We start from the raw sequence: 25,550 nt of genomic DNA on the forward strand, positions 1-25,550 counted from the left end.
TTCATCTCTACTCTTTCGAGTATATTAGCTATCTAACCGGTGTTTTCCCAAGAAAAAAACAGCAAAAAACATTGATTTTATCCTCATCTTACATGTACTGAACCATTCGTCCTGAAATTTGCACAAAGGCATTTTGCCAGGCTAACCGTAACTCTTCAGTCCATTCCGTTTGAAAGAATTCTTCTAACGTTTTCATTAACACAACTCCGAATTTTGCAAAATAAGCCTCCTCTACCCGGTAAGCATGATGCCGCTTGGCCAAAGCTTGTAAATCTTGGTCTGATTTAGCTTCTTCATGTAACTTACTGACAAGAATGGTCATAAAGTGTATAAACTTGACAGATTGCTTTTTAGAGTCATTTTTAAAGAGGTTTTGAAATTGAGGTTCCATCTCAAATAGGCTCTCATAAAAACGCTCTCCCAACTCATTTAAATGGTTTTCCACCCTAGACCAAGACTGCTGAACTAATAAAATTTCCCGTTCCGTCATACTATTGATTTTTAATAGTGGTTATTTTAATAAACTAATGTTCTGCGTATTAGGCATATCTAATCTATGAGGAAATGCATATGGGGAACAATGATTTAAAACATTTTTTGAAATTATTTTTGACAAGTTTACCTTAACCTGTAAACTTACAGTTTTGAAGAACCTCTAGAAATTTTACGCGCGTAATCATCCTTTTGACTATGAGCTTACGATGTCAATTCATATTATTTTTTGCATTTTTGGGCACTAACGGACTATTTTCATTTGTTGGTATGGCCCAAAGTAATGTAAACGATCCTTTACAAAAACCAGGGCTATGGGAAAAGTTAAAGACAAACCCACAAGATTCCCTTACATGGGCAGGTTATGTCGGAAAGCCTTGGATTGCTATGAATTCCAAAGAAAAAAACCTGGTATTTTCATGGATGGAAGAGTTAAATTCAGTTGAATTGAGTGTAGGTGAAGACGGCTCCAACTATGAAAGTAATGAGTTTTGGGGGATCAATAACTCAAATAATCAACGAGATGAAGAAAAAGAGGCTCGAGTGAGAGAAGAGCTTGAAAAAGCCAACTATATCAAACAATTGGAAAAAATCATGTTGGAAGAACCCGTCAACCTGATTGAACTCAAAGCAAATATCAATGCCAACTTCATTTTAATTGAAGATGCCTATGAGGAAGAGTTCGTAGACTTGGGGGTTGAATATAAGACATACCAAGAAGCACACCCCAAAGGAGACTATAGCCAGGCCCGGTGGGTAGAAGAAAAAAGCCAACAACTTCAATTGTTAAAAAAGAAAGAATTTGAAAAATTAAAAGCACAATTGTTTTCAGGAGAATAAACCTTTTGAAGATATCTTGCATTTCTAAAAGTGAATAAACAATGTTTTATTCACTTTTTTTATTGAGGAAACCATATATTTTCTTTAAGTCTAAGCTTGGTTAAGTCGGATGAGTTAATTTGATTACTTTGCCGGAGCTTTGTATTTTGAGAATCCATCAACATAACAACCTCTCTTTAGTTGATTGATGGCTTTTCCAAGCTACACATAAAATGTTTCAAATCATGCTGTATGCTTTACCTTTGTGTTAGTTGTATTACTTAATGAAATCAATACCTTCTATAGATCTCTCATGTTTAAAGTATTGTAATAATCTCTATTTAAGTATATTTGGATATTACAAATAAGTCAATATGCGCTATGACTTTCATTTGAATCAGAAAGCCCAAACACAATGAACCTATTACAACATCTCAATCCCAAAGTATTTCTTGTTGCTTCAGCATTGTTTTTCTGTGCAATTACCCAATCTATTGCTCAAGGAGAAAAATCCACCATCCAATTCTCCGGAATTGTAGTAGACGGGGATAATTCTTATGGTGTACCCGGAGTTCACGTGTACATTAAGCGAGCAGGTTTAGGAACTGTCACCAATGGAGTTGGCTTTTTTTCATTACCAACCCTCTCAGGGGACACTGTAACCATCAGTGCAGTAGGCTATAAAAAACAAAACATCATCATTCCGGAACGGAAAGATGCCGGTTTTACAGTATTAATAGATTTACAAACCGATACTACCTATTTGCCCGTTGTGGAAGTTTTCCCCTACGCCTCACCGGAAATTTTTAAAGAGGCCTTTTTAGCACTGGACATAAGGGACGAGCGATACGAAAACATGGAGAAAAACCTCAACCAACAAACCCTCAACGAAATGGCCAGAAGCTTACCGATGGATGGAAGTCTGAACCACCGTTACTTCATGTACAATCAAATAGACCGGGGTGCCAATCGCTTTTTCGCTCCTTCCTTCTCTATCCTCAACCCGTTTGCCTGGGCCGAATTTATCAAATCTGTCAAACGGGGAGACTTAAAGAAAAAAAATTAGGCGCTATATTTGTTTGATATTGATTTTTTTGCAGTAAATTCGAAACTGTGAGCATATACAAGTTCGTATATGCTTTCGTTATTTAAAAGGGCAAGATTCTTTGCTCGCTGATTTACAAAATTCAATTTTTTAAAATCACTTTTTTTCATAATATTATCCCGCTAAACAACTCTAATGCTACTTACATAAATGGGCTTCTTTGATTTTTTTACTAGTGACTTAGCAATAGACCTGGGAACGGCCAATACACTTATTCTTAGCAAATCAAAGATTGTAGTGGACGAACCTTCCATCATCGCGTTAGATCGTGCTACAGGAAAAGTGATAGCCATCGGTAAAAAGGCTATGCAAATGCATGAAAAAACGCATGAAAATATCAAAACCATCCGGCCTTTAAAAGATGGCGTAATTGCTGATTTCCATGCTGCAGAACAAATGATCCGGGGCATGATCAAAATGATTGACAGCGGTCGTAACCGTTTCTTCTCCCCTTCTCACCGTATGGTGATTTGTATCCCTTCCGGAATTACAGAAGTTGAGAAAAGGGCGGTACGTGACTCGGCCGAACATGCCGGGGCTAAGGAGGTCTACATGATCCCTGAACCCATCGCAGCGGCCATAGGGATTGGCATTGACATTGAACAACCCGTAGGCTCGATGATCGTGGATATTGGAGGGGGGACAACCGAAATTGCGGTTATCGCTCTTTCGGGCATAGTCTGTGATCAATCTGTCAGAACTGCCGGGGATGTCTTTAACCGGGATATCCTGGATTATATGCGAAGACAACATAACTTGTTGATTGGTGAACGTTCTGCCGAAAAAATTAAAATTGAGGTAGGGGCTGCTATTACCGACTTGGAAAGTCCTCCGGACGACTATGAAATTCGTGGAAGGGATTTGATGACAGGAATTCCGAAAATCATCAAGGTGAGTTATACCGAAATCGCTTTCGCCATTGATAAATCGATTTCAAAAATCGAAGAAGCCGTACTAAGAGCCTTGGAAATTTCTCCTCCGGAGCTTTCCGCTGATATTTATGACAACGGTATTCACCTTACAGGTGGTGGAGCCTTGTTAAGAGGATTGGATAAGCGTATTGCGATCAAAACCAAACTCCCGGTGCATGTGGCAGAAGATCCGCTTAGAGCCGTAGTACGAGGCACCGGAGAAGCCTTAAAAAATCTCGATACTTTTAAGTCGGTGCTGTTAACCTAATCTCCATTAAGAATTATACAAATGAAGTGAATTAACCTTTTTCTTTTTCCTGAAAAATGTTTCAAAAACGCCTCCTCTTTCTTACTTTTTTTCAACAATAGCTTTGGCTATTCTCTTCAAAAAGTGCCTTGATGAGCCGGTTTTGAGTCCATGTTCGGTCAAAAACCATAAGTTTAAACCACTTCTATGTATTGACAATAAAATATGCAGAATAATACTAATTTATTCTGCATATTTTATTTTTGAACATTTATCGTAAACATGCTAATTTTAATGGCTGGAAATTCGGGTTTTCCCTCGACACCAAAACAAAACTTTAAACTTCCAACCTGAATTCCGTTCTCTGAGATTTTTTTATTCCGCAAGCGTATGCATACGGGTCTCATGCAATTCAGTCTATTACTTTTTTACTTTTTTGATTCATGAATCAACTGCTGGCCTTTATATTTAAATTTCGTTTTTTTATAGTATTCCTTGCATTGGAACTGATTTGTATGTGGTTGATCTTTACACAAAATACTTATCAACGCTACGCGTTCTTATCTTCTTCCAATGCCTTAGCAGGCAATGTATTTTCCGTATCTGACAATATCTCCGGCTATTTCCACCTGACTGCCGAAAACCAAACTTTAGTAAAGGAAAATGCCCGTTTACGAAACCTCCTTTGGAGTCTCAGTCCCAACGTCAATACTGATAGTTTACGAACGGACTCTTTGGAGTATGAATTCATTCCTGCAAAAGTGGTCAATAATTCCTTTTTACAATCCAATAATTATTTAACCATCAACAAAGGACGAAAACATGGTTTAAAGCCTGGAATGGGGGTCATCAGTACTTTAGGTGTGGTAGGAAAAATCAAAGCTTGTTCTGAAAATTTCTCAACGGTGTATTCCCTACTTCACTCCAATATTATGGTTTCATCCCAACTCAAAAAAAGTAAAACATTATGTACTACTAAATGGGAAGGCACCGACTATACGGAAGCCTCGCTTTTGTATATTTCCAGGCATGTTGAAATATCCCAGGGGGATACGGTGGTCTCTTCCGGCTCCAATGCCGTATTTCCGGAAAACATCTTAATTGGGGTGGTAAATAAAGTGGATAACAACGAATCCGAAAGCTTTCAAAATATTCAGCTCAAACTTGCCACTGATTTTAGCAACTTAAGTTACGTATATGTCATTAATAATTTTTCCAGGGCTGAAAAAGATTCTTTGGAAAGCGCATCAACCAATGACTAATTTTTTTAATTGAATAATTGCATGGCTCAAACAAACCTCTTGTCTACGGCTTTTAGTTTCATTGCTTACATTATCTTACAAGTTGTCTTTTTAAAGAATGTAGCTCTATTTGATATAGCCTTTTGCTTTGTCTATATCTCTTTTATTCTCTTACTCCCCATTGACATCAACCGGTTTACTCTATTAGTGACAAGTTTTTTTGTGGGTTTGACCATTGATGTTTTTTACGATTCGTTAGGCATCCATGCAGCGGCATGTGTACTCATTGCTTATCTCAGGACTTATATCATTAATTTATTACAACCCAGCGGGGGGTACGATATGAATGCCCATCCTACTATTCAAGAATTGGGCTTCCAGTGGTTCGTCACCTATAGTTTTCTGTTGATCTTTATCCACCATTTATGCTTTTTTATTCTGGAAGCCAGCAATTTTGAGCTGATTATCCACAGTTTATCCAGAGCATTAGCCAGTTCACTCTTCACCTTAAGTGCTTTTATCATCCTTCAATTTCTTTTGTATTTTAAACGGAAAAGAGCGCTTTAAAAAAAACAAAAACCGCATCTATACCTCGTAAATCCTTTACGGACTCGGGAATTTACTTTGATACTAAACTAAAACTCAAGTATCATGAATGTAAATTCAAATATCCCCGAGCAAACCGTAATCAGTACTTTTAGAAATTTACCGGCTCAGTCAAGGCAAGTACTTTCCTTACCACTTACACAATTCATATTGTTGCAGAAGAAGGAATACTACGAAAAGCTGAGTTATACTGAAAAATGCCTGATCTCTACCGAAAGGCTCACCGAGGTATTGTACCGAAGGTTAAAAAAATACCAGATAAAAATACGTAAAGCTTCCATCCGGAATATACTTATGGCGGAGGAGCAATACTACCTTACCTTATCAGACATATACACCTGATCAGGGTACTGTATGGTTTTGACTATTGGCTCAACAAACTGTTGTTTTGCTATCTCCATAGCGCAAGCCAAAAGGAAAGCGCGATTTTTAATAGATAGCTTTTATCTTTGTGGGCTAAAAGCTACCTCGATCTATTTTGGCCAAATATAAGAATATACTAATCATCCAAACTGCTTTTATCGGAGATGTGATTCTGGCAACTCCGATTATTGAAAAACTGAAGACATATTTTCCTGAAAGTCAGATTGACTTCTTATTGCGAAAAGGAAATGAAAGCCTACTCAAAGAACACCCCAAGTTAAGGGAGCTATTAATTTGGGATAAAAAGCAAGGGAAGGTTAAAAACCAACTGCAAGTTATCCGGAATATCCGTGCTAAGCATTATGATTTAGTGATTAACTTACAACGTTTTCTTTCTTCCGGGTTATTTACTACTTTCTCTAAAGCGGCCTTTACTATTGGTTTTGACAAAAATCCACTCTCCTTTACCTTTGATAAAAAGGTACCTCATACCTTTGATAAGCATGAAGTGGAGCGCAATCTTTCTTTGGTCCATTCCCTCACAGACAGTCAACTTGTAAAGCCCCGGCTTTACCCTTCTGATCACGACTTTGCCAGCATCCGTACCTATCAGGAAGCACCCTATATATGTATAGCCCCAACGTCTGTCTGGTTTACCAAACAATATCCGGCCGAACAGTGGATTAAATTCATTCAACAAATTGCACAAGATGTCAGGATTTATCTATTAGGCGCCCCTTCTGACAAAAATGCATGTGAAGGAATTGCCAATGCTTTACCAGAAAAAAATATCCTCAACCTAGCCGGTCAGTTGAACCTGTTGCAGTCCGCAGCACTGATGCAAAATGCCGTTATTAATTATGTCAATGACTCAGCTCCTATGCACCTGGCTTCTGCTATGAATGCGCCTGTATGTGCCGTGTACTGTTCTACGGTACCTTCTTTTGGTTTTGGTCCTTTATCCGATTTCAGTAGAGTGGTAGAAGTAGAGAGAGAGCTCAATTGTCGTCCTTGTGGCCTGCACGGACATAGAAGTTGCCCGAAAGGACATTTCCACTGTGCTTACCACATCGAAACCCAACAATTAGTCAACGTGTATCAGGAGGCTCGGGAATTATTCGAAATAAAACATAAGGGGAACAGAGAGTGACGAAAGGAGGAGGCAATTGTGATGGCGATAATTGTACTATGCATTCTGAAAAGCAATGTTCTTAAACAAACGGCAAATATTCCTGCCGCCTTTCTTTTCTACCCGAATGCTATCCATAATTTTTTTCACTAAGATAAGCCCTATGCCTCCGGTACGTTTGAATTTGATCAATTCTTCCATATTGGGCACTGTATATTCCGCAATATTGAAGATTTCCCCATTATCATAAATCACAAATTCAAACCCGTTTTTTTTCCGGATCACATGGACTTCAATTTCCTGCTTCGGATTACAAGCATGAGAGTGAATCATTAGGTTGGAACAGACTTCATCCACCGCCACCACTATCAGATTCGCTTCCGAATCTGATAAGCGATGCTGTCGCAAAATGTCCAAAACAAATTCCCGAAGGGCTTTTAAATTGACTTTGTTACAACTAACGGTCTTCTTGTAAATCATTGATACGTGATTTTGCCTCTTCTTTCGTGTCCACAATGGGCATAAGCTCTAACTGATCTAAGCCCAATATTTTAAACACTTTCAATGTATTCTCATTCATCCCATATAATGCGATCCGGATAAGGCCTTTTTCACAATCTTCCAGCCTGGAAGTAAACACGCCAATTCCTGGGGAAGAAATATATTCTAAGTGCGTGCAATCCACCAGTATTTTTTGTTTTTGGTTGTCTACGGCTTCTTGCAGTACATTATCCAGTTGAAGAGATGAGCTGGCATCTACATCTCCATAAACAGCTATAATATGGTATCCGTTTTCATCAAAGGTTTTTACTTCCATTACTTTTTACGAGTTTATTGAGTCGCGGGTTGAATAAGTTGTGCAAATTTAAAACTTAATCAGAAGTAAAGTGTAATCATCGTCAATATAAGTCTCCCCGGAAAACTGATAAGCTTGTGCCAATAAGGTCTGATAAATCTCTTCCAAGGGTAAATGATGGTGTGCTTCCAGAAATACCTTTAAGCGATCGAAACCAAACTGCTCCCCCGTGACTTTGTTTTTACTTTCAATCAATCCATCGGTATAAAGGAGCATAATATCCCCTTCCCGGTATTCAAAAATATCGTACTCTACATAATTTGCATAAGAATCATTTCGAATGATCCCCAGGCCCAATCCTTTATTTTCAAAAAACTTCACCGTATCCGTTGCTTTGCTGTAATACAAAGTGGGGCAATGCCCTGCTCTTGAGAAATAGACCTTATGATATTCGGCATCAATATAATAATAGCTAGCGGTGATGAATGCAGTCCGTTCCAGGCAATTGCTCAAAGCAGCATTGGCATAAACCAGAAACTGATCGGGATTCAGGTTCATTCGCACCAAGGTCTGAAATATGCCTTTCATCTGGGCCATATTAAAGGCCGCGGAAATGCCTTTACCGGCTACATCAGCGATGATTACGGCATATTTTTTCTCAGAGATTTTGAAAAAATCGTAGTAATCGCCTCCTACTTCCGTGGCCGGCTGCGACTTTGCAAAAATTTCAAAATGCCCATTGCTCAAAGTACCTTCCGGCAAAAGGCGATTTTGCACCCCTTTGGCAATTTGCAATTCGTTTTGCAGACGCTGATTATCGACTAATTGGTTGAGTAATTTGAAATTGTGAATGGTAATACTTGCCTGCGCCATAAAGGTATTAATCGTAGACATGGCTTTGTGGCTAAAACCCGATTGCTGGTTTTTTAACAGGATCAAATGCCCGATTAACTTCCGGTCTGTAATCATCGGGGCCGCCAATACCGAGCGAAACTCACCTTTTTTGCGGCTTTTCAAAAATTTTTTAAAAGTAACTTTCTTGGTTTCCTGATTGTCGTACCCTTCTTTGTATAAGGCCTCCCGCAATTCATTCACCTGGTTTTCTTCAATATTTTTACAGATCAAAATTTCTCCGTCATTGGCTTCCAGCCAAGCCGCATCCCCTTTCACCAAAACAAAAGAACTTTCCAATAATATACTATATACCTCGTGTTCACTTCTGCTTTCCAGAATAGAATCGCTCAGGCGTTGGAATAAATCCACCTCTCTGAATTTCCGTTCAAACTCTGAAGAAGTGGGCAGATTAAACAAAAGAAAAAGAATGGAAACAACCGCATAAATAAAGGAAAACACCAATAAAATATAGATATAATAGCTATCGAATAAGCGGTATTTGGCAAATTCTCCTTGGGCAAGAAACGAATAGGTATTGGCGGTAAAGTATACAAGGCAAAACAGTACTACGGCCAACTGGAAAACACTTTGTAGCTTTTGGTTAAACTGAAGATAAGGAATCCACCGAACATTCACACTCAGAATCAAGATCACAATCGCCAACACACCCAAAGGCAGTCTGAAATATTTTTCGTAATAGGCATCGGAAAAAAAATGTCCAACCAATATTAAAAACAAAGCGACTTCAAACACCAACCATAAATGATGCACCCAAGTATTGGCCTCAAATAAGATCAGCTTTTTAAAAGTGGTAAATATGTAAATGAGGAAAACGGCTAACAAACCGAATTCTATATGGTAAAAAAGTGTTCGAAGGTATAACTCCCAAGGCTGGTCGTCTTTGCCGGCAAAGTACAAATAAAGGGATAGAAGTCCGGATACAATCGTACTTACCATTGCCAATACAAAGACGCGCCAGAGTAAAACGGAAAAGTCATCTTCCATCTCTGCCAACTTCCTGAAAGCAAACAAATACACACTCAATAAGAATGCATTTAAAAACAAGCCATTTAAGAAATCGGGCAAAGAAGGCGCTAGCAGAGGTTGAGTACTGTGATATTGCTTCACCATGCCCAGAAATACCAACAACAGCCAACTTACAATAGCAGAAGCCGTTGCATAACGCTTGATCATACCAGATTGAAAGGGGTTGGTTCGAATCGGTTCGATATTCTTCAGGGTTTAGTTTAATTTATAAAAATTGACCCACCATTTGCCGGGCAATGTACGTAGTTCACAATGCATGCAAAATGTTTCTTCTAGTTTAAGTCTTGGTAAAATTAAAAAGTAATGTTACAATTTATTATAATTGGTTCTATCTTGTAGAAAAAAACGTGTGTCTATAGTGTAAATAGAAAAATTCATTTTGGCAAAACCTAACCGGTAGTTCAAAAGTTTGGATGTTAACCAAGTGACAATCTTTCGCTTTCAACAGAACTCTTTTCCCTTGGTTTTTCAAATGTAATTCATATACGTCAGTTTATTGGTAATATAATTGAAATGTCAAGTTTTACTCAATCAAGATTGTTTTGTATCACCTTTTCTTAAATTAGGCTACTTGCAGGGAACGCTTTTATATCGAATCATCACACCAGCGAAGGATTTGAGGGGACTACTTCGCTCAGGACTGTTATTCTTCAGTTGTATTTACCTTTCCGGATTCTGTAAAGCGCAGCTTTCGCAAAACGACCAAGCCTTGGCCATTCCAGCTACCGAAGCAAAAATTGACAGTTTCTATGTGAAAAACCTGTTTATACTCGGTAATAGAATTACCAAAGAACAGGTGATTCTACGCGAACTGGACTTTCGAACAGGAGATAAAATCCCCAAAAATACAATTGACAGCTACTTAGAAGTAGAAAGGAATAAGGTATTTAACACCAATTTGTTTATTACGGCTGATATCCTTTACGATGTACTGTCCAAAGATACGGTGAACATCCGGCTGATCCTCAAAGAACGCTGGTACATCTTTCCGATTCCTTTACTGGAAATTGCCGACCGGAATTTTAACGAATGGATCAATAACCGGGGTGCGGACCTCAGCCGCCTAAACTATGGGGTATATTTTACTCAGAAAAATTTCCGAGGCAGAAACGAATCGCTGAAGCTTCGTTTGCAATTCGGATTTAACAAGAGATTCTCCTTAAAATACATTGTGCCCTTCCTCAACAAGAGGCAAACTACCGGCCTTACTATAGAAACGGGCTACAGTGAAAGTAACCAAATTGCTTATAATGACAGCAATAATATTTTTCAGGAATTTCCGCTTGTAGATACCGATGAAAAACAGGTAGTATACAGAGCCTTCAATTTGGGAACCACTTTTCATCTGCGCCAAGCATTTTACTATACGCATCATTTAAACTTACAATTCAATCATAATTGGGTGGCTGATTCCGTGTCGATTTTGAATCCGGATTTCTTTTTGGATGGCCGCAATACTCAAAAGTACCTCCAACTCAGCTATACCTTTGAGCGTAATTTTAAGGACTTTTCGGCTTACCCTCTCAAAGGTTCGTATTTGGAAATCACCTTTAATAAGACGGGCCTGTTTGTATTCAATGACCTTAATATGTCTTCCATTGACTTTACCTACTCGCGCTACCTCCCCCTAAGTAAAAAGTTCTTTTTTGCTTCCGGCGTAATAGGCAAGGTCTCCTTTCCTGACGAACAACCTTATGATAACTTTAAGGCATTAGGTTATAAACAAAACATCATTCGCGGCTTCGACAATTATGTAGTGGGAGGACAACACATTGGGATTTGGAAAAACACCCTGCGATTCAAGGCTTTTGAAAAGCGTTTTAACATGGAGCGATTGATGCCGGTAGATCAGTTTAATACAATTCCTCTTTCTATCTACCCCAAAATATATTTTGATGCCGGATATATCAAAAACGCCAATGTCACTGAGCAAAATGCACGACTGACCAATAAGTCCTTATGGGGGGCCGGACTAGGTTTGGACATCATTACGTTTTACAATTCCATATTCAGGCTTGAATATTCCTACAACTCCTTTGATGGGTTCAAACCTTTTATATATTTCAGTGCGGATATTTAAACAAGAAAATAATACTCCCTAACAGAAATTACATTCAGGATACAAAACTTACCGAATGCACCATAGGCAAGTGATTGTTTAAGGTTTCCCAAGTCTCCCCACGGTCTTTCGACAAATAAGCATTCCCGGTAGTAGTTCCAAATACCAACGTATCTTTTGACTTGCTCAAGGCATGCCTGTATACGATATCAAAACAATGCTCCTGAGGAAGCCCTTTGCGATAGGCTTGCCAGGTTTTTCCACCGTCATCCGTACGGCATACACATAAGGCCTGATCGACAGCTACCCGTAACTCATCACTCACAGCCGGTACTACCCAAGCTACATTTGGGTCATTGTCTTCGGCTTCTATAGCAAAACCAAACTTAGCGACACCATTGTTTTCACTGATCTCGGTCCACTGTTCCCCTCCATCCACCGTCCGGAAAATACCACAGTGGTTTTGTTGCCACAAGACATCCGGGTGGTTTTTAGACATGACCAACAGATGGGGGTCGTGCCCGACATCCATCTGTGGATCGGGAAGAAACTCTGCAAGCAACCCTTTATTTTTGGGCAACCAGGTATTGCCCCCATCTTCCGACAAAAATACCCCGGCACAACTAATGCCTATATAAATACGCCGATGATCACGAGGGTCTACTACGATTGAATGAATACCCGGATAATCTCTTCCCCCTCCAAACCATTGTTCCTTTCTGGAAGGGTGATCCCACAAGCCTCTGTTAAGGGTAAATGATTGTCCGTTGTTATCACTTTCAAATAACCCGCCGGGTTCAGTGCCTATATACAATTTTTGAGCTTGTTGTTGGCTGCTGGGAGCAAAAGCCCATAAATAGCGCAGAGCCGCAGGAACCCCGTCTTTCACCTCCTCCGTTTCCGGATATTTGGGGGCTTCCAATTCTTCCCATGTCTTTCCCCGATCCGTAGATCGATGTAACTTACAGCCCCAATGCCCATGGTCTGCCATAGCCCACCAGGTACCGTTCCGTTCATCACTTACGGCCAATGAAATCGGTATTCCCAAAAAATGCACTTGATCGAACTGCCAATTGCCGGAAGGGTTTTGTCGGTATACAATCAACCCTTTCCTTGTACCCAATAAAAGCTTGTTTTTGTTAGCCATCGTTTCTTCGTATTAATCCGATAAGAGATAGAATGTTCGTTCATAGAAGGTGTGCTTGAAAAAATTAAAACAGGATCAAATGGATGTATAATTCTCTCGCAATCTCATACCTGCCACTCATTCACTTCTCAAAGCTATGTCGAGCTAATGTGGTTTGATTTTACCCTCCTGACAAAGCTTGCATGATAAATACTGTATCCGAAGGTGAAAGAGCATCTTGTAAAGTAGTGCGGTCCTTGATCAAGGTATTACCGATAAAGATATTGACATGCTTACGCAAGCGCCCCTGTTCATCTACAATATAATCTTTGAGTCCGGGATAGGTTGTATCTATCAGTGCCAATGCCTGAGCAACGGTGGTCGCATCTACCTTTACGGGTACCAAATCAGTATAAAACCGTTTCAAACTTGAAGTAAACCGGACCTCAGCCATCGTATTCTACCATGTGGATAAACAATACTTTTAAGGTACGAAAAAATCAAGCATGCTTCAAGAGTACCTGGCCTCTATTTTTTTTGGATAAAAACCTTTGGATGGCCTCTTCCAATCCTTCTAAGGGTATTTCTTTCACCAATCCAGGAGTTTGCACTTTCCATGCTTCAGCCAGATGTTGCCAGAGTTCCAAACGGATAGGCATCGGACAGTTTTGTGAATCAATCCCTAACAAACTCACGCCGTTGAGGATAAACGGGTAGACGGTCGTATGTAATTCATGAGAGGCAATATTGCCACAAGCAGTCACATTGCCCCAAGGTTTACAAGCTTTTAAAGCGGTCGCTAATACATTTCCTCCTACCACATCCACAGCTCCGGCCCAGCGGGCTTTTAACAAAGGCCTTCCGGAGGTATCGTCTATCTCATTTTTGTCTACATGTTTGTCAGCATTCAATTGTACCACTGTATCATGCGCATCATCCAGACGAGAAGTACCGGCAATGACTTCAAAACCCAGTTTTTTTAATAAAAGTACAGCAAAGCTCCCCACTCCTCCGGCAGCTCCGGTCACCAACACCGGGCCCATTTCAGGTGTTTGTCCAGCCTTAGTCAACCGATATACTGATAATGCCGCAGTAAAACCGGCAGTCCCGTATACCATACTTTCCCGGAGGCTCAATTCCTTGGGTAAGGGAACAATCCAGGCAGCCGGAACACGGATGTACTCTCCGAAACCACCATCCATAGCCATTCCTAAACGATACCCTGTTAACAGCACTTTATCCCCTTCTTTGAATTGTTGGTTTGTGCTTTGAACAACCTCTCCCGCAGCATCAATACCCGGTGTCAAAGGAAATTTTCCGGCAACTCCCGGATGCCCTTTAGCACACAATGCATCCTTGTAATTCAACCCCGAAAATACCACTTTTACCAACACCTCTCCCTCTGACAACTCTGACGTATTCATGGTAACTATTTTCCGTTCAACACTACCATTATCTTGTTTGAATACTCTAAATGCTTGAAATTTCATTTTCATATGTTGTTTATAAATATCGTATTTGGTTTTGAAAGTTAAGAGAAATTTACAGGGAAGAAAAGTCAGGCGGAGAAATTTGAAAACAAAAAATTTAAAAACCCTGTGAAATTTTTTCCCGTATTGAAACAACTCAACGAACAAGTTCATTTATGAAAAAGCCAAACATTTTTCCATTCATCGTTGCCAGCGTTACATTTTGTTTTACTTTATTAGTCACCTCTCAACCCAGCCAGGCCCAAGGCAGAGGCCATCATAAGCATGGTCACAAAAAACATCACAAGCATGAACATTATGAGCAGGGGCATGGTCATCACGGACCTGGGCTTGGACACCATAAACATCGCCACGGTCATCATTGTTGTACGGAAGTACGCTATGTGTATTACAAAAAGCACCGGGTATATTACGACCGAAAAAAACATGTATATATCTCAATAAGAAAAGGGGACTGGGAAGTATCGGCTAAAATTCCCACGACTCTACGTAATGTTAAAATGAACACTGCACTGGCTGTTGATCTCGATTATCAAGGTGATGAGATCAGAGATTATCACTACAACAGAGAAAGGTAAGAGTATACAATATAAAAAGAAGAGCTGGTGTTGCAAACTACACCGGCTCTTCTTTTTGCTAAACTATTTTTTTTTAAATTTTTACACTCAGACCAAATTTCGCCTGGGCCACAGAACTTCCTCCACTGAATTCCAAATTAATTCCCCACTTGCTCGAAAAGTAATAACGACCACCTACCTGAAGTCCAAGTCCCACTCCGGAAAATTCATCATGTCCATCGTGATCATCGTCTCCATGTCCATGTACACCAAGGTTCAATCCTGCATACAAATCCCAATTCTGAGGAATATTAAAGGCTGTATTAAAGTGGTAATCTCCTCGCCCGATGATTCCATAATGACTATGCGAGTGACTATGGCCTCTATGGTGCCAGTTGTGTGAACGATAGCTCAACTCAAACCCAACGCTAATGTCTTTATGAACTCCAAAGTCCATTCCTCCGTAAATAGGCACTCCCCAATCAGAAAGACCGATTCCAAAATTGATTTGTTTTCCCCGGCTGCCTAACGGACTTTGTGCCATGGCGAAAGAGCTCATTAACAAAACACCCAAAAACGTTACTACTAGCTTTTTCATGTTTACGACAAAAAAATAAAAACAATAAATTTGAAAACTCTGTTAGTCTTCGGGGAATTTAACTATGGAAGTGAATTAATTTTTGAAATGTTTCAAAAACGCCTCCTCTGTATTACTTTTTTCAACAATAGTGTTGGCTATTCTTTTCAAAAAGTGCCTTGATGAGCCGATTTTGATTTCATCTTCGGTCAAAAACTATACGTTTAAACCTCTTCATGGCTAAAAAGTCAGATAAATTTACTATTTCTGCAGCCAAAAATGATAAAACAGCTCTTTACGTTGTTCTTCAAAACCAAACTTTTCAAACAAGCTTTTTGTCGGTATATTCCCTTGCTGGGTCACCATATAAGCTTGTTGGATACCTTGTTCCGCAAACCAATGTATTGCGGTTTGTAACAAAGCTTTGCCAACTCCTCGCCCTCTGTATTCATCCTCTACCGCCATGATTCCCATATACCCGATATCTCCTTCAACCTTTACCGACAGCATCCCTACAATACGATGATGGTCTTTATATACCAAAATCCCATTTGCTAACGGACCTCTCAAGGAATTTACCACCCAAAGCCTGTACAGTGCATCCACTTGTTGCCGTTTGATAAACGGATCATGGTAATAGCGCGAACACTGTCCGCATTTTTCGCCCAATGCCAACAATGTATGGCAGGCTTCTTTCTCCGGATACATTGTTACATTTGGAGAAGCATAGGTTTTCGGCAGACTCCGGTTAATCATGGTCAGTCTTTCCACTACCATCTGTCCGCCATAGGTCTCCAACACTTGTTCAATTCCGGTATGGGCTTCCGGAGTAGACCAGTAAACCAAGTCCGTACCTTCCGTTTTTAATAGGCTTAAGGCCTTTGCCAAACCGGGGGCAGGCACTTCAAGTCGCGCTACCTGTATACCAAAAAAGTCCGAATCCCATGGCAAGTGATGGTAAAAAGACCTCTCTCTCATGTCCACAGTATTTTTTTGCAAGTATATATCAGTTTATCGAATTCGCCTAATCAGGCTTATCACACGCAATACACAATGTTATATAAAAGTACCTTTTTGTAGGCATAGTTTATAAAAAAATAATTTTGTTTTTAAATGTAATTTACCTAACATTGGGTAAACGTAATAATGGATAATATTTTAGAATCTAGTTGATTCTAATCTCACTCATTTTGAATTGATTAAACCAAGTAATTCCTGTCTAGTGCCAGGATCATTGCTTGGTTTATTTTTTATACTTATTTTATTTTTCTTACTATACCTCCATCGATAAATCACAGCAAGAGAAGCGCTTTTTCTTCACATAACGATGACCACCCCCCTCACCAATTTACTTTCCACTCCCTACCCGAGAGAAGGGAATAATGTTAATCTACTTGAATTTTACAGGTAATTTTGTTTACTTGTATCCATTCCAAACCAAGTATTGAATATCGGCCTATACCCTTGGGGCCACTCAAAAAAACACATTCCTCATAACAAATCAGTAAGGCCATTTTATAACAACTTGAATCCTCTGTGAAAACGTGTTTTTTAAAAGCGAGCAACTGCTTGCTCTAGTGTTTTTCCATGGAGTGAACAACTACCTTCCAATCATACTCATGACCCGAACTATCTCATTGCATTTGCAAAATGTAAAACATCTTCTCTAAACCAAACTCCTCTATACAAGTACCTTTCTGGCCTTCCCAAAGGGAAGATATAAAACTTGAATTATTAGCATCTGTACTTGGCTTTCCCCTAAAGGACCGTACACAGAGCTACTTATTGAATTTGTATCTTCAACTAAACTAATCGCTTATGAGAAAGTTTTTATCTCTGTGGATAGGCTGTCTGCTACTCTCTCCATTAATGTACGGACAGCAATTACTAGTGTCAGACCCACCCCCTATCAGTAACAATCATGAAACCTTGTCTTCCTCTACAGTGGAAAGAGTGTCCCATTTCAAGCATTCTTCCAGTACGGTCTACCAGGACATTGTAGTGTCAGGCAAGGTCACTTCCAGTGATGAGGGAACCCCACTGCCTGGAGTAAGTATCATTGTAAAAGGCAGTACCCGGGGTACAGCGACCAATCAAGACGGACAATATACCTTACAGGTACCCAACAGTGATGCCATTTTAGTATTTAGTTATATCGGGTACAAACCCCAAGAAACTACCGTAGGAAACCGTAGTATGATAAATGTGGCTTTACAACCTTCACTGACTGAGCTCACCGAAGTAGTAGTCACGGCCTTGGGAATTGAAAAAGAGCAAAAGCGGGTTGGATATGCCATTACGGAAGTGGAAGGAAAAGAAGTGGCCTTGGCCCGGGAACCCTCTTTTATCAATGCGTTGGCAGGGAAAGTATCCGGGGTGGTCATCCAATCGCCCAGCAACGGAGTAGGAAGCTCTACACGGGTCATCATCCGGGGAAATGCCTCTTTTGGCAACAACCAACCTCTCTATGTGGTGGATGGGATTCCTATTGACAATACCCAACGTGGGGAAGCCGGGGCTTTTGGCGGTACTGATGGTGGTGACGGCTTGTTGGCCATCAACCCGGACGATATCGAGTCAATCAGTGTATTAAAGGGTATTTCCGCAGCAGCTCTTTATGGCAATAGGGCGCAAAACGGTGTCATCCTCATTACCACCAAAAAAGGAAGGGCCGGTCAAGGTATTGGTATTACATTTAACAGCAATACCGTGCTTGAAGATATCCGTTCCTATGACCAGGATGACTTACAAACCATCTACGGAGGAGGTTTTGGCAACCAGGCTTTGCCTCCCGATGATGGAATATTCGGTGCTAACAGCGGTTGGGCATGGGGAGCGAGAATCGATACCCTGGATAGTTTCACAGACCCAATCGATGGGGTAGAAAAGCCCTATGTATTGCAAAGCGTAGAAGATAATTTCGATCGTTTTTTTGAAACGGGAATAAGTACGACCAACTCGCTGGCTATTTCCGGTGGAAACGAAACCAGTACTTACCGGGTATCGCTCACCAATACCAACAATGACACGCCATTTCCCGGACGCTCCCGGTTGGAACGCTATAACATTCTAGTGAGAGGAACCTCCGAATTTGGCAAAAAGCTCTTTGTAGATTTCAAAGTCGATGCTTCCAGAACCATCCGCAAAGGCAAACAATTACTCAACGGGGATGCCCGGGGTGCATTTGGCCAGGTATTCTTTCGTATGGCCAATACCACCAACATCGAGTTGCTCAAGGAAAAAGATGAAAATGGAGACTTTTTGTTCATAGGTTCTTTTGGTTTGAACAATCCCTATGTCGCCATTGAAAAAGTAAAAGCCGATGATACCCGTGACCGGATTATCGGATCCTTGAGTCTTAAATACGATTTCACTGACTGGTTGTATGTACAATTAACAGGCGGGATCGATAAATCCTACATAGACGATTTGTTTGTGGTCTTCCCGAACAATGTTATCAATACCACAGGGCAGATCTCCAATACCCGGGACGAAATTGAAGAGGACAACCTTATCGGTTTGCTTTCTTTTAACAAGGACATCGGCAGTGAGTTTGACTTATCCATTACCGGTGGTGTCCAACACAGACAATATAAACGGGCGCGTTTAGGCTTTTCGGGAGATCAATTTGTCACGGAGGATTTATTGGATCCTTCCAACGTCACCGTTCGCAGTACATTTGCTCCGAATGAACAAAGTGAAACCAACTCTGTTTTCGGTTCTGCTCAAATTGGCTTTCGCGACTATTTATTTTTAGAATTAACCGGTCGCAATGATTGGTCCTCTTCTTTAAGCTCTATCCGGGAAGGTGCTTTTGACAACAGCCTGTTTTACCCATCGGTGAATTTTAGCTTTATAGTCACAGAACTATTCGACCTTTTTCCCGATATTCTTTCTTTTGGAAAACTGAGAGCTTCTTGGGGGCAAGTGGGTAGTGATGTCCTCCCCCACCGGACAGATTTGACCTTTAATATCACCCCATCGGTCAACAGCCTCCCTGGGGCTTCTATTTCCGGATCGGTGCTTCCTCCGGCCAATATCAAACCGGAAACCACTACGGAAGTAGAAATCGGTGCGGACTTACGGTTTTTCAACGATCGTGCTGGAATTGACTTTGCTTGGTACCGGAAAAAAACCGAAGACTTCCTACTTCCCTCCAACGTATCGGTTACCACAGGATTTTCACAAGTATTTCTCAATGCCGGTTCTATGATCAACCGGGGCTTTGAAGTATTACTAAGAGGTACTCCTCTACAAAATGTATCGGGATTTAGTTGGGACGTTTCTCTCAACTGGTCGCGCAACATCAATGAGGTAGACGAATTGAGTGAAGAATTACGGGAAACCGGAATTGCACTGGCTGGTCCGGTACAAGCCCAAATCGGCTACCCATTTGCCTCATTATTCGGCACCCCTTTGCGTAGAGATCCTCAGGGTAGAATCGTATATCAGCCCATCGATACGGATGGAGACGGAACCTCTGATGCCGTTACATATGTGGACGGACAAGTCAAGTACGATGCTAACGGCCAACCTATCAAGGATGAAAACGGAGCGACTATTGTCAATGACAATGTATTCTTAGGCAATGGCAATCCCGATTGGACCGCAGGCCTTACCAACACGGTATCCTATAAAGGAATCACGTTAAGCGTTCTGTTGGATGCTCAATACGGCTCCGAGGTGACTTCCTTCAGTTACCGCCTAGCCTCTGCTTTGGGTATGACGGCCGTTACTGCTGTTGGAAGAGACCGGCAATTTATTCCTCAGGGAGTCATTAATACAGGCACCGAAGAAGCTCCTCAATTCGAAACCAATACTTTGCCCTTTAGCCCGGAAGATACCTATCTGGATGGTAGCCTGAGCTTCCCGGAAGAGCTATACACCTTCGACAATACCTTTGTCAGTCTCCGCCAAGTCACCTTAGGGTATCAATTTCCGCAAACCTGGCTGAGTAAAACTCCTTTCCGCTCTGTTACGGTTTCACTAGTCGGTCGCAACCTGGCCTATTTACGGAAAGATGCCCCATTGTTTGATCCGAATTCCAGTGACAGCATTGGTAACGGATATGGAGTGGAAACCAACTCCTTACCCTCCAGCAGGACTTATGGATTTAACATCAACATCCAACTTTAAGTATCGTCTCATTTAAACGGATTTACATTATGAATATAAGGATAAATCAAAGGCTGTTGGGATTCATCTTGTTGGCATTCCTCTTCTCTTGCGATAAAGACTTCGGAGATTTTAACCTGAACCCCGATGCCGTCACTCAAGTGGATTCCAAATTGTTATTTTCCGATGCCATGGTAAGTACATCGGCTATGGACATGGAGCCCCGAACCAATTATTTCCACGCATTTATGCAATATGGATTTTCCGGTTTTTGGTCCGGAACCAATTACAATATTTCCGATGGAATTGTCCAGCGCTATTGGAACAACTTTTATCAAAACCCCGTCAAAACCATCGAATTCGCCATCAATCAGTTAGAAGGCGAGCCCGAATTAGTCAACACGCTTTCTGCCGCCCGGATCTGGCGGGTTTTTCTGTACCAAAAACTCACCGATGTATACGGTGATATTCCTTATAGTGAAGCGGGCAAAACTTTTTTGACCCGGGAATTCACCCCTGTTTTCGACTCTCAACAGGCAATATACACCGATTTGATCAACGAGCTCAGGGAAGCCAAAGCCGCTTTTGATACCGGAGCCAGAGCCGTGGAAGGAGACCAATTTTATGGAGGGGATGTAGACAAATGGACCCGGTTGGCCAACTCCCTGTTACTGCGAATAGGCTTGCGTTTACTAAAGGTAGATGCTACTCAAGCAAACTCCTTGATACAAGAAGCATTTAACGGTGGAGTAATGAGAAACATGGGTGAGAGTCCGATTCTGTTACACAACGAAGACCGTCCTTCCGGATATAATTTTAACCTGGGTGATCAACAGTTCCAACTGCATAAAACTCTGGTAGATCATATGAAAACCACCGGAGATCCCCGGTTGCGCATTTACGGAGCCATCCATATGGATCAGCAAATTATTTCTACCGACACATCCACTTATGAAGGGTACAGTTTTGACGGAACTGACCCGGCGGCGACCGTACAAGTAAGTTTTCCTATTTTCCGCCCGGCCACGAATCCCTTTTTTCATTTTCATTATACTCAAGTAGAACTCCTTTTGGCAGAGGCAGCTGCACGGGGTATTATCGCCTCCGATGCAGCTGACCACTTTGCCAAGGGCATCCGGGCACATATGCAATCGCTCTCTACCTTTACCACCAACCCCACAATCCCCGAGGCAGAAATTGATAGCTATTTGGCAAACAACCCGCTCCCAACGGGATCATTGGATGAAATGGTAGAAGCCATCGCCACCGAATTCTGGGTGGCCGGATTTCTATTCGATGCAGATGAAGTCTGGTCCAATTGGCGCAGAACCGGTTACCCTGATTTGACACCTAACCCCAACACTTTAACCGGAGCTAGTGACTCTCCCGGGCGCATTCCGCGGAAGCTTCCGTACCCAAGGCGTGAGCTAGATGTCAATACCACAGAAGTTACCCGGGCTTTGTCCAATTACAATGGTCAAAACGACTTCAATCAGTCCGCCAGAGTATGGTGGGATGTAGAATAACGCTTATAACACTCCGGCAGGCAATTCATATTGCCGCCGGAGTTTTTATTCAAGCGCTATCTTTTTTACCGAAACACCGATAACCATACCATGAAAACCCTTATCCACCAAAGAGCCTTCGCCTCACTTTTCAATATCCTCATCCTTTTCATTTTGCTGATTGCTCCTACAGTGCTTTTTGCACAAACTTCATCCAAATTATTCACTTTACTCTCTCCAGAGCATACATATGTGGATTTTGAAAATACATTAGAGGAAAATGATACGGCCAATATTCTTCTATATGAAAACTTTTATAGTGGAGGTGGTGTCGGTATCGGAGACTTCAACCGGGACGGACTGGCTGACCTCTACTTTACGGGTAATCAAACAGGTGACAAATTGTATATCAATCAAGGCAATTTTCAATTCAAAGACATTACGCTCGCAGCCGGAATTTTGGACAACGGGAGTTGGTCATCCGGAGTAAGCATTGTAGACCTCAATCAAGACGGATGGGACGATATTTATATCTGTAAAGAAATGTATGACAATGCTCCCAACCTGCGAACCAATCAACTTTATATTAATAATGGGGATCTCACCTTTACTGAAAAGGCGAAGGAATATGGCCTGGCAGACTCCGGACGCTCAAGACAAGCGCTTTTCTTCGATTACGACAAAGACGGTGATCCGGATCTTTTTCTGATGAATGCCCCTCCTGTTCCCGGAAAACTCTCCAACCTTTCCTGGGACCTTCTCAACGATCCTGGTTTTAGCCCAAGACTTTATCAAAATCACCATCAACACTTTACAGATGTTACACAATCGGCCGGGGTATTAAAAACCGGAGTTCCCAACAGTGCCAGTGTGGGTGATTTTAACAATGACGGATGGCTGGATGTATATGTCGCCAATGATTTTAGAGCTCCCGATTTTTTATATATCAACAATGGAAACGGCACCTTTACCGACAAGCTCTCCACAGCCACCCGGCATATTTCTAATTTTAGTATGGGGATGGATGTTGACGATATCAACCACGATGGCTGGCCGGATATTTTTGTATTGGACATGGCCGCCGAAGATAACTTCCGGATGAAAGCCAATATGAGTGGTATGAACCCCCAGGCCTTCTGGCAGGTGGTAAAGGAAGGCGGGCATTTTCAGTATATGTTCAACACATTTCAACTCAATCAAGGCAATTTACAATTCAGTGATATTGCCCAACTCAGCGGTACCTCCAATACCGATTGGAGTTGGTCGGTCTTATTGGCCGATTTGGACAATGACGGATGGAAAGACCTTCACGTCACCAATGGCATTTTGCGGGAAATTCGCAATACCGATGCTTTTTTGTCCTTATCCAACTTAGTGAAAACCGCCATGTTGGATTCTTTGAAAAAATACCCTGGCATTGTGTCCGAATCAGTGTTTGATATGGTGAGAGCCGAACAAATTTTACAACTTTTCCCCTCTGAAAAACTACACAATTATGCCTATCAAAATCATGGAGATCTCACCTTCAGTAAAAAAGCCAAAGAATGGGGACTGGATCAGAAAACCTTTTCTAACGGATCGGCTTATGCCGATTTGGACAATGACGGAGATTTGGATTTAATAATCAATAACCTCAACGAAAAAGCGCATATTTTTCGAAACAATGCCAATACCCTGTACAACAATCATTATTTAAGAATTTTGCTTACGGATAAGAAGAACAGATCACTCATAGGCAGCAAAATCCAGATTGAACACAACGGCACGCTGCAATTCGGACAAATAAACAGGGTGCGGGGAATGTTTTCTTCTTCCGAGTTCATTGTGCATTTCGGGTTAGGTACGAATCCACATATAAACGAAATAGAAGTTACCTGGCCCGACGGCAAAAAAACTTATCAACATAATATATCCGGAAATCAACTGATCACCATCGAAAGAAATACCGCTAAAAAACCTCATAAAAGCAAAAACACCGATTCCGGACCATTGTTTGAAGAACTCACAAAAGTTATTAACATCCCTTATCAACACCATGAAAACGATTTTGATGATTTCGAAAAACAAGTATTGCTTCCTCATAAAATGTCGCAGTTCGGTCCTTCCATTGCTGTAGCAGATGTGAATGGCGACCAACGGCAGGATATCCTCGTAGGCGGTGCTGCCGGCAGTGAATTAGCATTGTTTCTACAACAAGAAAACGGCACTTTTGAAGCAGGCCCTCTACAAGCTTGCTGGCAAGAGGACAAAGACTTTGAAGACTTGGGTTTATTACTGTTTGATGCGGACCAAGACGGGGATCAAGATCTTTATGCAGTATCGGGAGGCAACGCCCATGCTCCCGGCCATCCGCTATACCAAGACCGCTTATATTTTAATGACGGCCAAGGCCTTTTTCACAAAAAGGAAGGAAGTTTACCGGCTTTCTTTGTCAGTGGCTCAGTGGTGAAGGCTGCCGATTATGATCTGGACGGGGATTTAGATCTATTCGTAGGAGGAAGGCACCGCCCCCACCACTATCCCGAACCGGAGTCCGGTTTTATCCTAAGAAACGAAGGAGGAACATTTACAGATGTGACGAAAGAAATTGCTCCCGGACTTCAATCATTGGGTATGGTCACCGCAGCACTTTGGACTGACTTTGACAATGACCAGGACCTTGACTTATTGATTACAGGAGAATGGATGCCTCTTCTTTTTTTAGAAAATGATAAAGGAAAATTTAAAGACATATCCGAAACAACTAACTTACAACACACAAATGGTTGGTGGTATTCGCTGGCTCAGGCAGATATGGATGGAGACGGGGACTTGGATTATTTTGCCGGAAACCTTGGGGAAAATTACAAGTACAAAGCCAGTGTACAAGAACCCTTTGAGGTGTATTACCGGGATTTCGATCAAAATGGCAGTAAAGATATCGTATTGAGCTATTACAACTTTGGCAATCAATTTCCGGTGAGAGGTAAATCTTGTTCCTCTCAACAAATTCCCAGTATTCGCAAAAAATTTAAATCTTACGAACTATTTGCTTCCGCAGATCTGGAAGCTATCTATGGGGCGAGCAACCTGGATGCGGCTCTACATTATCAAGTGTATACCTTTGCCAATTCCTACCTGGAAAATAAAGGCAACGGAAAATTTCAACGTAAGCCTCTTCCCTCCCCTGCACAATTATCCAGCATTAATTCTTTTCTGATTGAGGATTTTAACCATGACGGGCACTTGGATGTCTTACTGGCGGGCAACTTGTTCGTGTCAGAAGTTGAAACACCCAGAAACGATGCCAGTGTAGGTTTACTTTTACTGGGAGACGGGAAGGGACAATGGAAAAGCATTTCCCCCTATACATCGGGCTTTTATGCTCCTGCGGATGTAAAGGACATGCAAATCGTCAATACCACAAAAGGGAAAAGGATTTTTTGCACGGTCAACAATGGAGAAATGTTGATTTTCGGACTCAACAAATAG

At 41.3% G+C, this 25,550-nt stretch carries 21 protein-coding genes; 12 read left to right on the forward strand and 9 right to left on the reverse strand.

The window, feature by feature from the left end:
* Nucleotides 1-88 precede the first annotated feature (88 nt).
* A complete protein-coding gene (locus AAG747_RS06180) occupies nucleotides 89-490 on the reverse strand; it encodes a globin domain-containing protein (RefSeq protein WP_346820273.1) in 402 nt (133 codons plus the stop codon).
* A gap of 389 nt (nucleotides 491-879) precedes the next feature.
* Here AAG747_RS06180 and AAG747_RS06185 point away from each other — a divergent pair, with 389 nt between their 5' ends.
* The 7 genes from AAG747_RS06185 to AAG747_RS06215 all read left to right on the forward strand — a co-directional run bounded on the left by AAG747_RS06185 (nucleotide 880) and on the right by AAG747_RS06215 (nucleotide 6,934).
* Nucleotides 880-1,332 (forward strand): hypothetical protein, encoded by a 453-nt coding sequence (locus tag AAG747_RS06185; RefSeq protein ID WP_346820274.1) that lies wholly within the window; start codon nucleotides 880-882, stop codon nucleotides 1,330-1,332.
* Between the two features lie 394 nt (nucleotides 1,333-1,726).
* On the forward strand, nucleotides 1,727-2,377 hold the full coding sequence (locus AAG747_RS06190) for a carboxypeptidase-like regulatory domain-containing protein (protein ID WP_346820275.1): 651 nt from the start codon (nucleotides 1,727-1,729) through the stop codon (nucleotides 2,375-2,377).
* Between the two features lie 189 nt (nucleotides 2,378-2,566).
* A complete protein-coding gene (locus tag AAG747_RS06195; protein ID WP_346820276.1) occupies nucleotides 2,567-3,595 on the forward strand; it encodes a rod shape-determining protein in 1,029 nt (342 codons plus the stop codon).
* Between the two features lie 422 nt (nucleotides 3,596-4,017).
* Nucleotides 4,018-4,836: a rod shape-determining protein MreC gene (mreC, locus tag AAG747_RS06200; protein ID WP_346820277.1), complete on the forward strand. Its 819-nt coding sequence runs from the start codon at nucleotides 4,018-4,020 to the stop codon at nucleotides 4,834-4,836.
* A gap of 21 nt (nucleotides 4,837-4,857) precedes the next feature.
* Nucleotides 4,858-5,382, forward strand: coding sequence for a Rod shape-determining protein MreD (locus AAG747_RS06205; RefSeq protein ID WP_346820278.1), 525 nt, complete (start codon nucleotides 4,858-4,860; stop codon nucleotides 5,380-5,382).
* Between the two features lie 84 nt (nucleotides 5,383-5,466).
* Nucleotides 5,467-5,763 (forward strand): hypothetical protein, encoded by a 297-nt coding sequence (locus AAG747_RS06210; RefSeq protein WP_346820279.1) that lies wholly within the window; start codon nucleotides 5,467-5,469, stop codon nucleotides 5,761-5,763.
* Between the two features lie 136 nt (nucleotides 5,764-5,899).
* Nucleotides 5,900-6,934 (forward strand): glycosyltransferase family 9 protein, encoded by a 1,035-nt coding sequence (locus AAG747_RS06215; protein ID WP_346820280.1) that lies wholly within the window; start codon nucleotides 5,900-5,902, stop codon nucleotides 6,932-6,934.
* Between the two features lie 36 nt (nucleotides 6,935-6,970).
* Here AAG747_RS06215 and AAG747_RS06220 read toward each other — a convergent pair whose 3' ends face one another.
* From AAG747_RS06220 to AAG747_RS06230, 3 genes are read right to left on the reverse strand one after another with little or no spacing between them, the layout of a single operon-like run.
* Nucleotides 6,971-7,393: an ATP-binding protein gene (locus tag AAG747_RS06220; protein WP_346820281.1), complete on the reverse strand. Its 423-nt coding sequence runs from the start codon at nucleotides 7,391-7,393 to the stop codon at nucleotides 6,971-6,973.
* The gene (locus tag AAG747_RS06225) at nucleotides 7,371-7,730 is read right to left on the reverse strand and encodes an STAS domain-containing protein (protein WP_346820282.1); all 360 of its coding nucleotides are present in this window, start codon (nucleotides 7,728-7,730) and stop codon (nucleotides 7,371-7,373) included. Before AAG747_RS06225 ends, AAG747_RS06220 begins: the two co-directional genes overlap by 23 nt.
* Nucleotides 7,731-7,778: 48 nt before the next feature.
* Nucleotides 7,779-9,797, reverse strand: a complete 2,019-nt coding sequence (locus tag AAG747_RS06230; RefSeq protein ID WP_346820283.1) for a PP2C family protein-serine/threonine phosphatase — start codon at nucleotides 9,795-9,797, stop codon at nucleotides 7,779-7,781.
* Nucleotides 9,798-10,266: 469 nt separating this feature from the next.
* Here AAG747_RS06230 and AAG747_RS06235 point away from each other — a divergent pair, with 469 nt between their 5' ends.
* Nucleotides 10,267-11,730: a BamA/TamA family outer membrane protein gene (locus AAG747_RS06235; protein ID WP_346820284.1), complete on the forward strand. Its 1,464-nt coding sequence runs from the start codon at nucleotides 10,267-10,269 to the stop codon at nucleotides 11,728-11,730.
* 34 nt (nucleotides 11,731-11,764) lie between these two features.
* On the opposite strand, the gene AAG747_RS06240 is transcribed toward AAG747_RS06235, so the two are convergent.
* From AAG747_RS06240 to AAG747_RS06250, 3 genes are all read right to left on the reverse strand, one after another.
* On the reverse strand, nucleotides 11,765-12,856 hold the full coding sequence (locus tag AAG747_RS06240) for a WD40/YVTN/BNR-like repeat-containing protein (RefSeq protein WP_346820285.1): 1,092 nt from the start codon (nucleotides 12,854-12,856) through the stop codon (nucleotides 11,765-11,767).
* Between the two features lie 160 nt (nucleotides 12,857-13,016).
* Entirely contained in the window at nucleotides 13,017-13,262 is a 246-nt protein-coding gene (locus AAG747_RS06245; protein ID WP_346820286.1) for a MoaD/ThiS family protein, read from the reverse strand.
* 73 nt (nucleotides 13,263-13,335) lie between these two features.
* A complete protein-coding gene (locus AAG747_RS06250; protein WP_346820287.1) occupies nucleotides 13,336-14,325 on the reverse strand; it encodes a YhdH/YhfP family quinone oxidoreductase in 990 nt (329 codons plus the stop codon).
* Nucleotides 14,326-14,480: 155 nt separating this feature from the next.
* Here AAG747_RS06250 and AAG747_RS06255 point away from each other — a divergent pair, with 155 nt between their 5' ends.
* Nucleotides 14,481-14,903 (forward strand): hypothetical protein, encoded by a 423-nt coding sequence (locus AAG747_RS06255; protein WP_346820288.1) that lies wholly within the window; start codon nucleotides 14,481-14,483, stop codon nucleotides 14,901-14,903.
* A gap of 73 nt (nucleotides 14,904-14,976) precedes the next feature.
* Here the strand turns inward: AAG747_RS06255 and AAG747_RS06260 are convergent, their stop codons facing one another.
* Together AAG747_RS06260 and AAG747_RS06265 are read right to left on the reverse strand one after the other, a co-directional pair.
* Nucleotides 14,977-15,480: an outer membrane beta-barrel protein gene (locus AAG747_RS06260; protein ID WP_346820289.1), complete on the reverse strand. Its 504-nt coding sequence runs from the start codon at nucleotides 15,478-15,480 to the stop codon at nucleotides 14,977-14,979.
* A gap of 240 nt (nucleotides 15,481-15,720) precedes the next feature.
* Nucleotides 15,721-16,437, reverse strand: a complete 717-nt coding sequence (locus AAG747_RS06265) for a GNAT family N-acetyltransferase (RefSeq protein WP_346820290.1) — start codon at nucleotides 16,435-16,437, stop codon at nucleotides 15,721-15,723.
* An 840-nt stretch (nucleotides 16,438-17,277) separates the two neighbouring features.
* Here AAG747_RS06265 and AAG747_RS06270 point away from each other — a divergent pair.
* From AAG747_RS06270 to AAG747_RS06280, 3 genes are all read left to right on the forward strand, one after another.
* Nucleotides 17,278-20,595, forward strand: a complete 3,318-nt coding sequence (locus AAG747_RS06270; RefSeq protein ID WP_346820291.1) for a SusC/RagA family TonB-linked outer membrane protein — start codon at nucleotides 17,278-17,280, stop codon at nucleotides 20,593-20,595.
* Nucleotides 20,596-20,624: 29 nt separating this feature from the next.
* Nucleotides 20,625-22,100 carry a SusD/RagB family nutrient-binding outer membrane lipoprotein gene (locus AAG747_RS06275; protein WP_346820292.1) on the forward strand — a complete coding sequence of 492 codons (1,476 nt, stop codon included), beginning with the start codon at nucleotides 20,625-20,627 and terminating at the stop codon, nucleotides 22,098-22,100.
* A gap of 90 nt (nucleotides 22,101-22,190) precedes the next feature.
* Nucleotides 22,191-25,550, forward strand: a complete 3,360-nt coding sequence (locus AAG747_RS06280) for a VCBS repeat-containing protein (protein WP_346820293.1) — start codon at nucleotides 22,191-22,193, stop codon at nucleotides 25,548-25,550.

Source organism: Rapidithrix thailandica (genome assembly GCF_039710355.1).
In the GTDB taxonomy this organism is placed as follows: domain Bacteria; phylum Bacteroidota; class Bacteroidia; order Cytophagales; family Flammeovirgaceae; genus Rapidithrix; species Rapidithrix thailandica.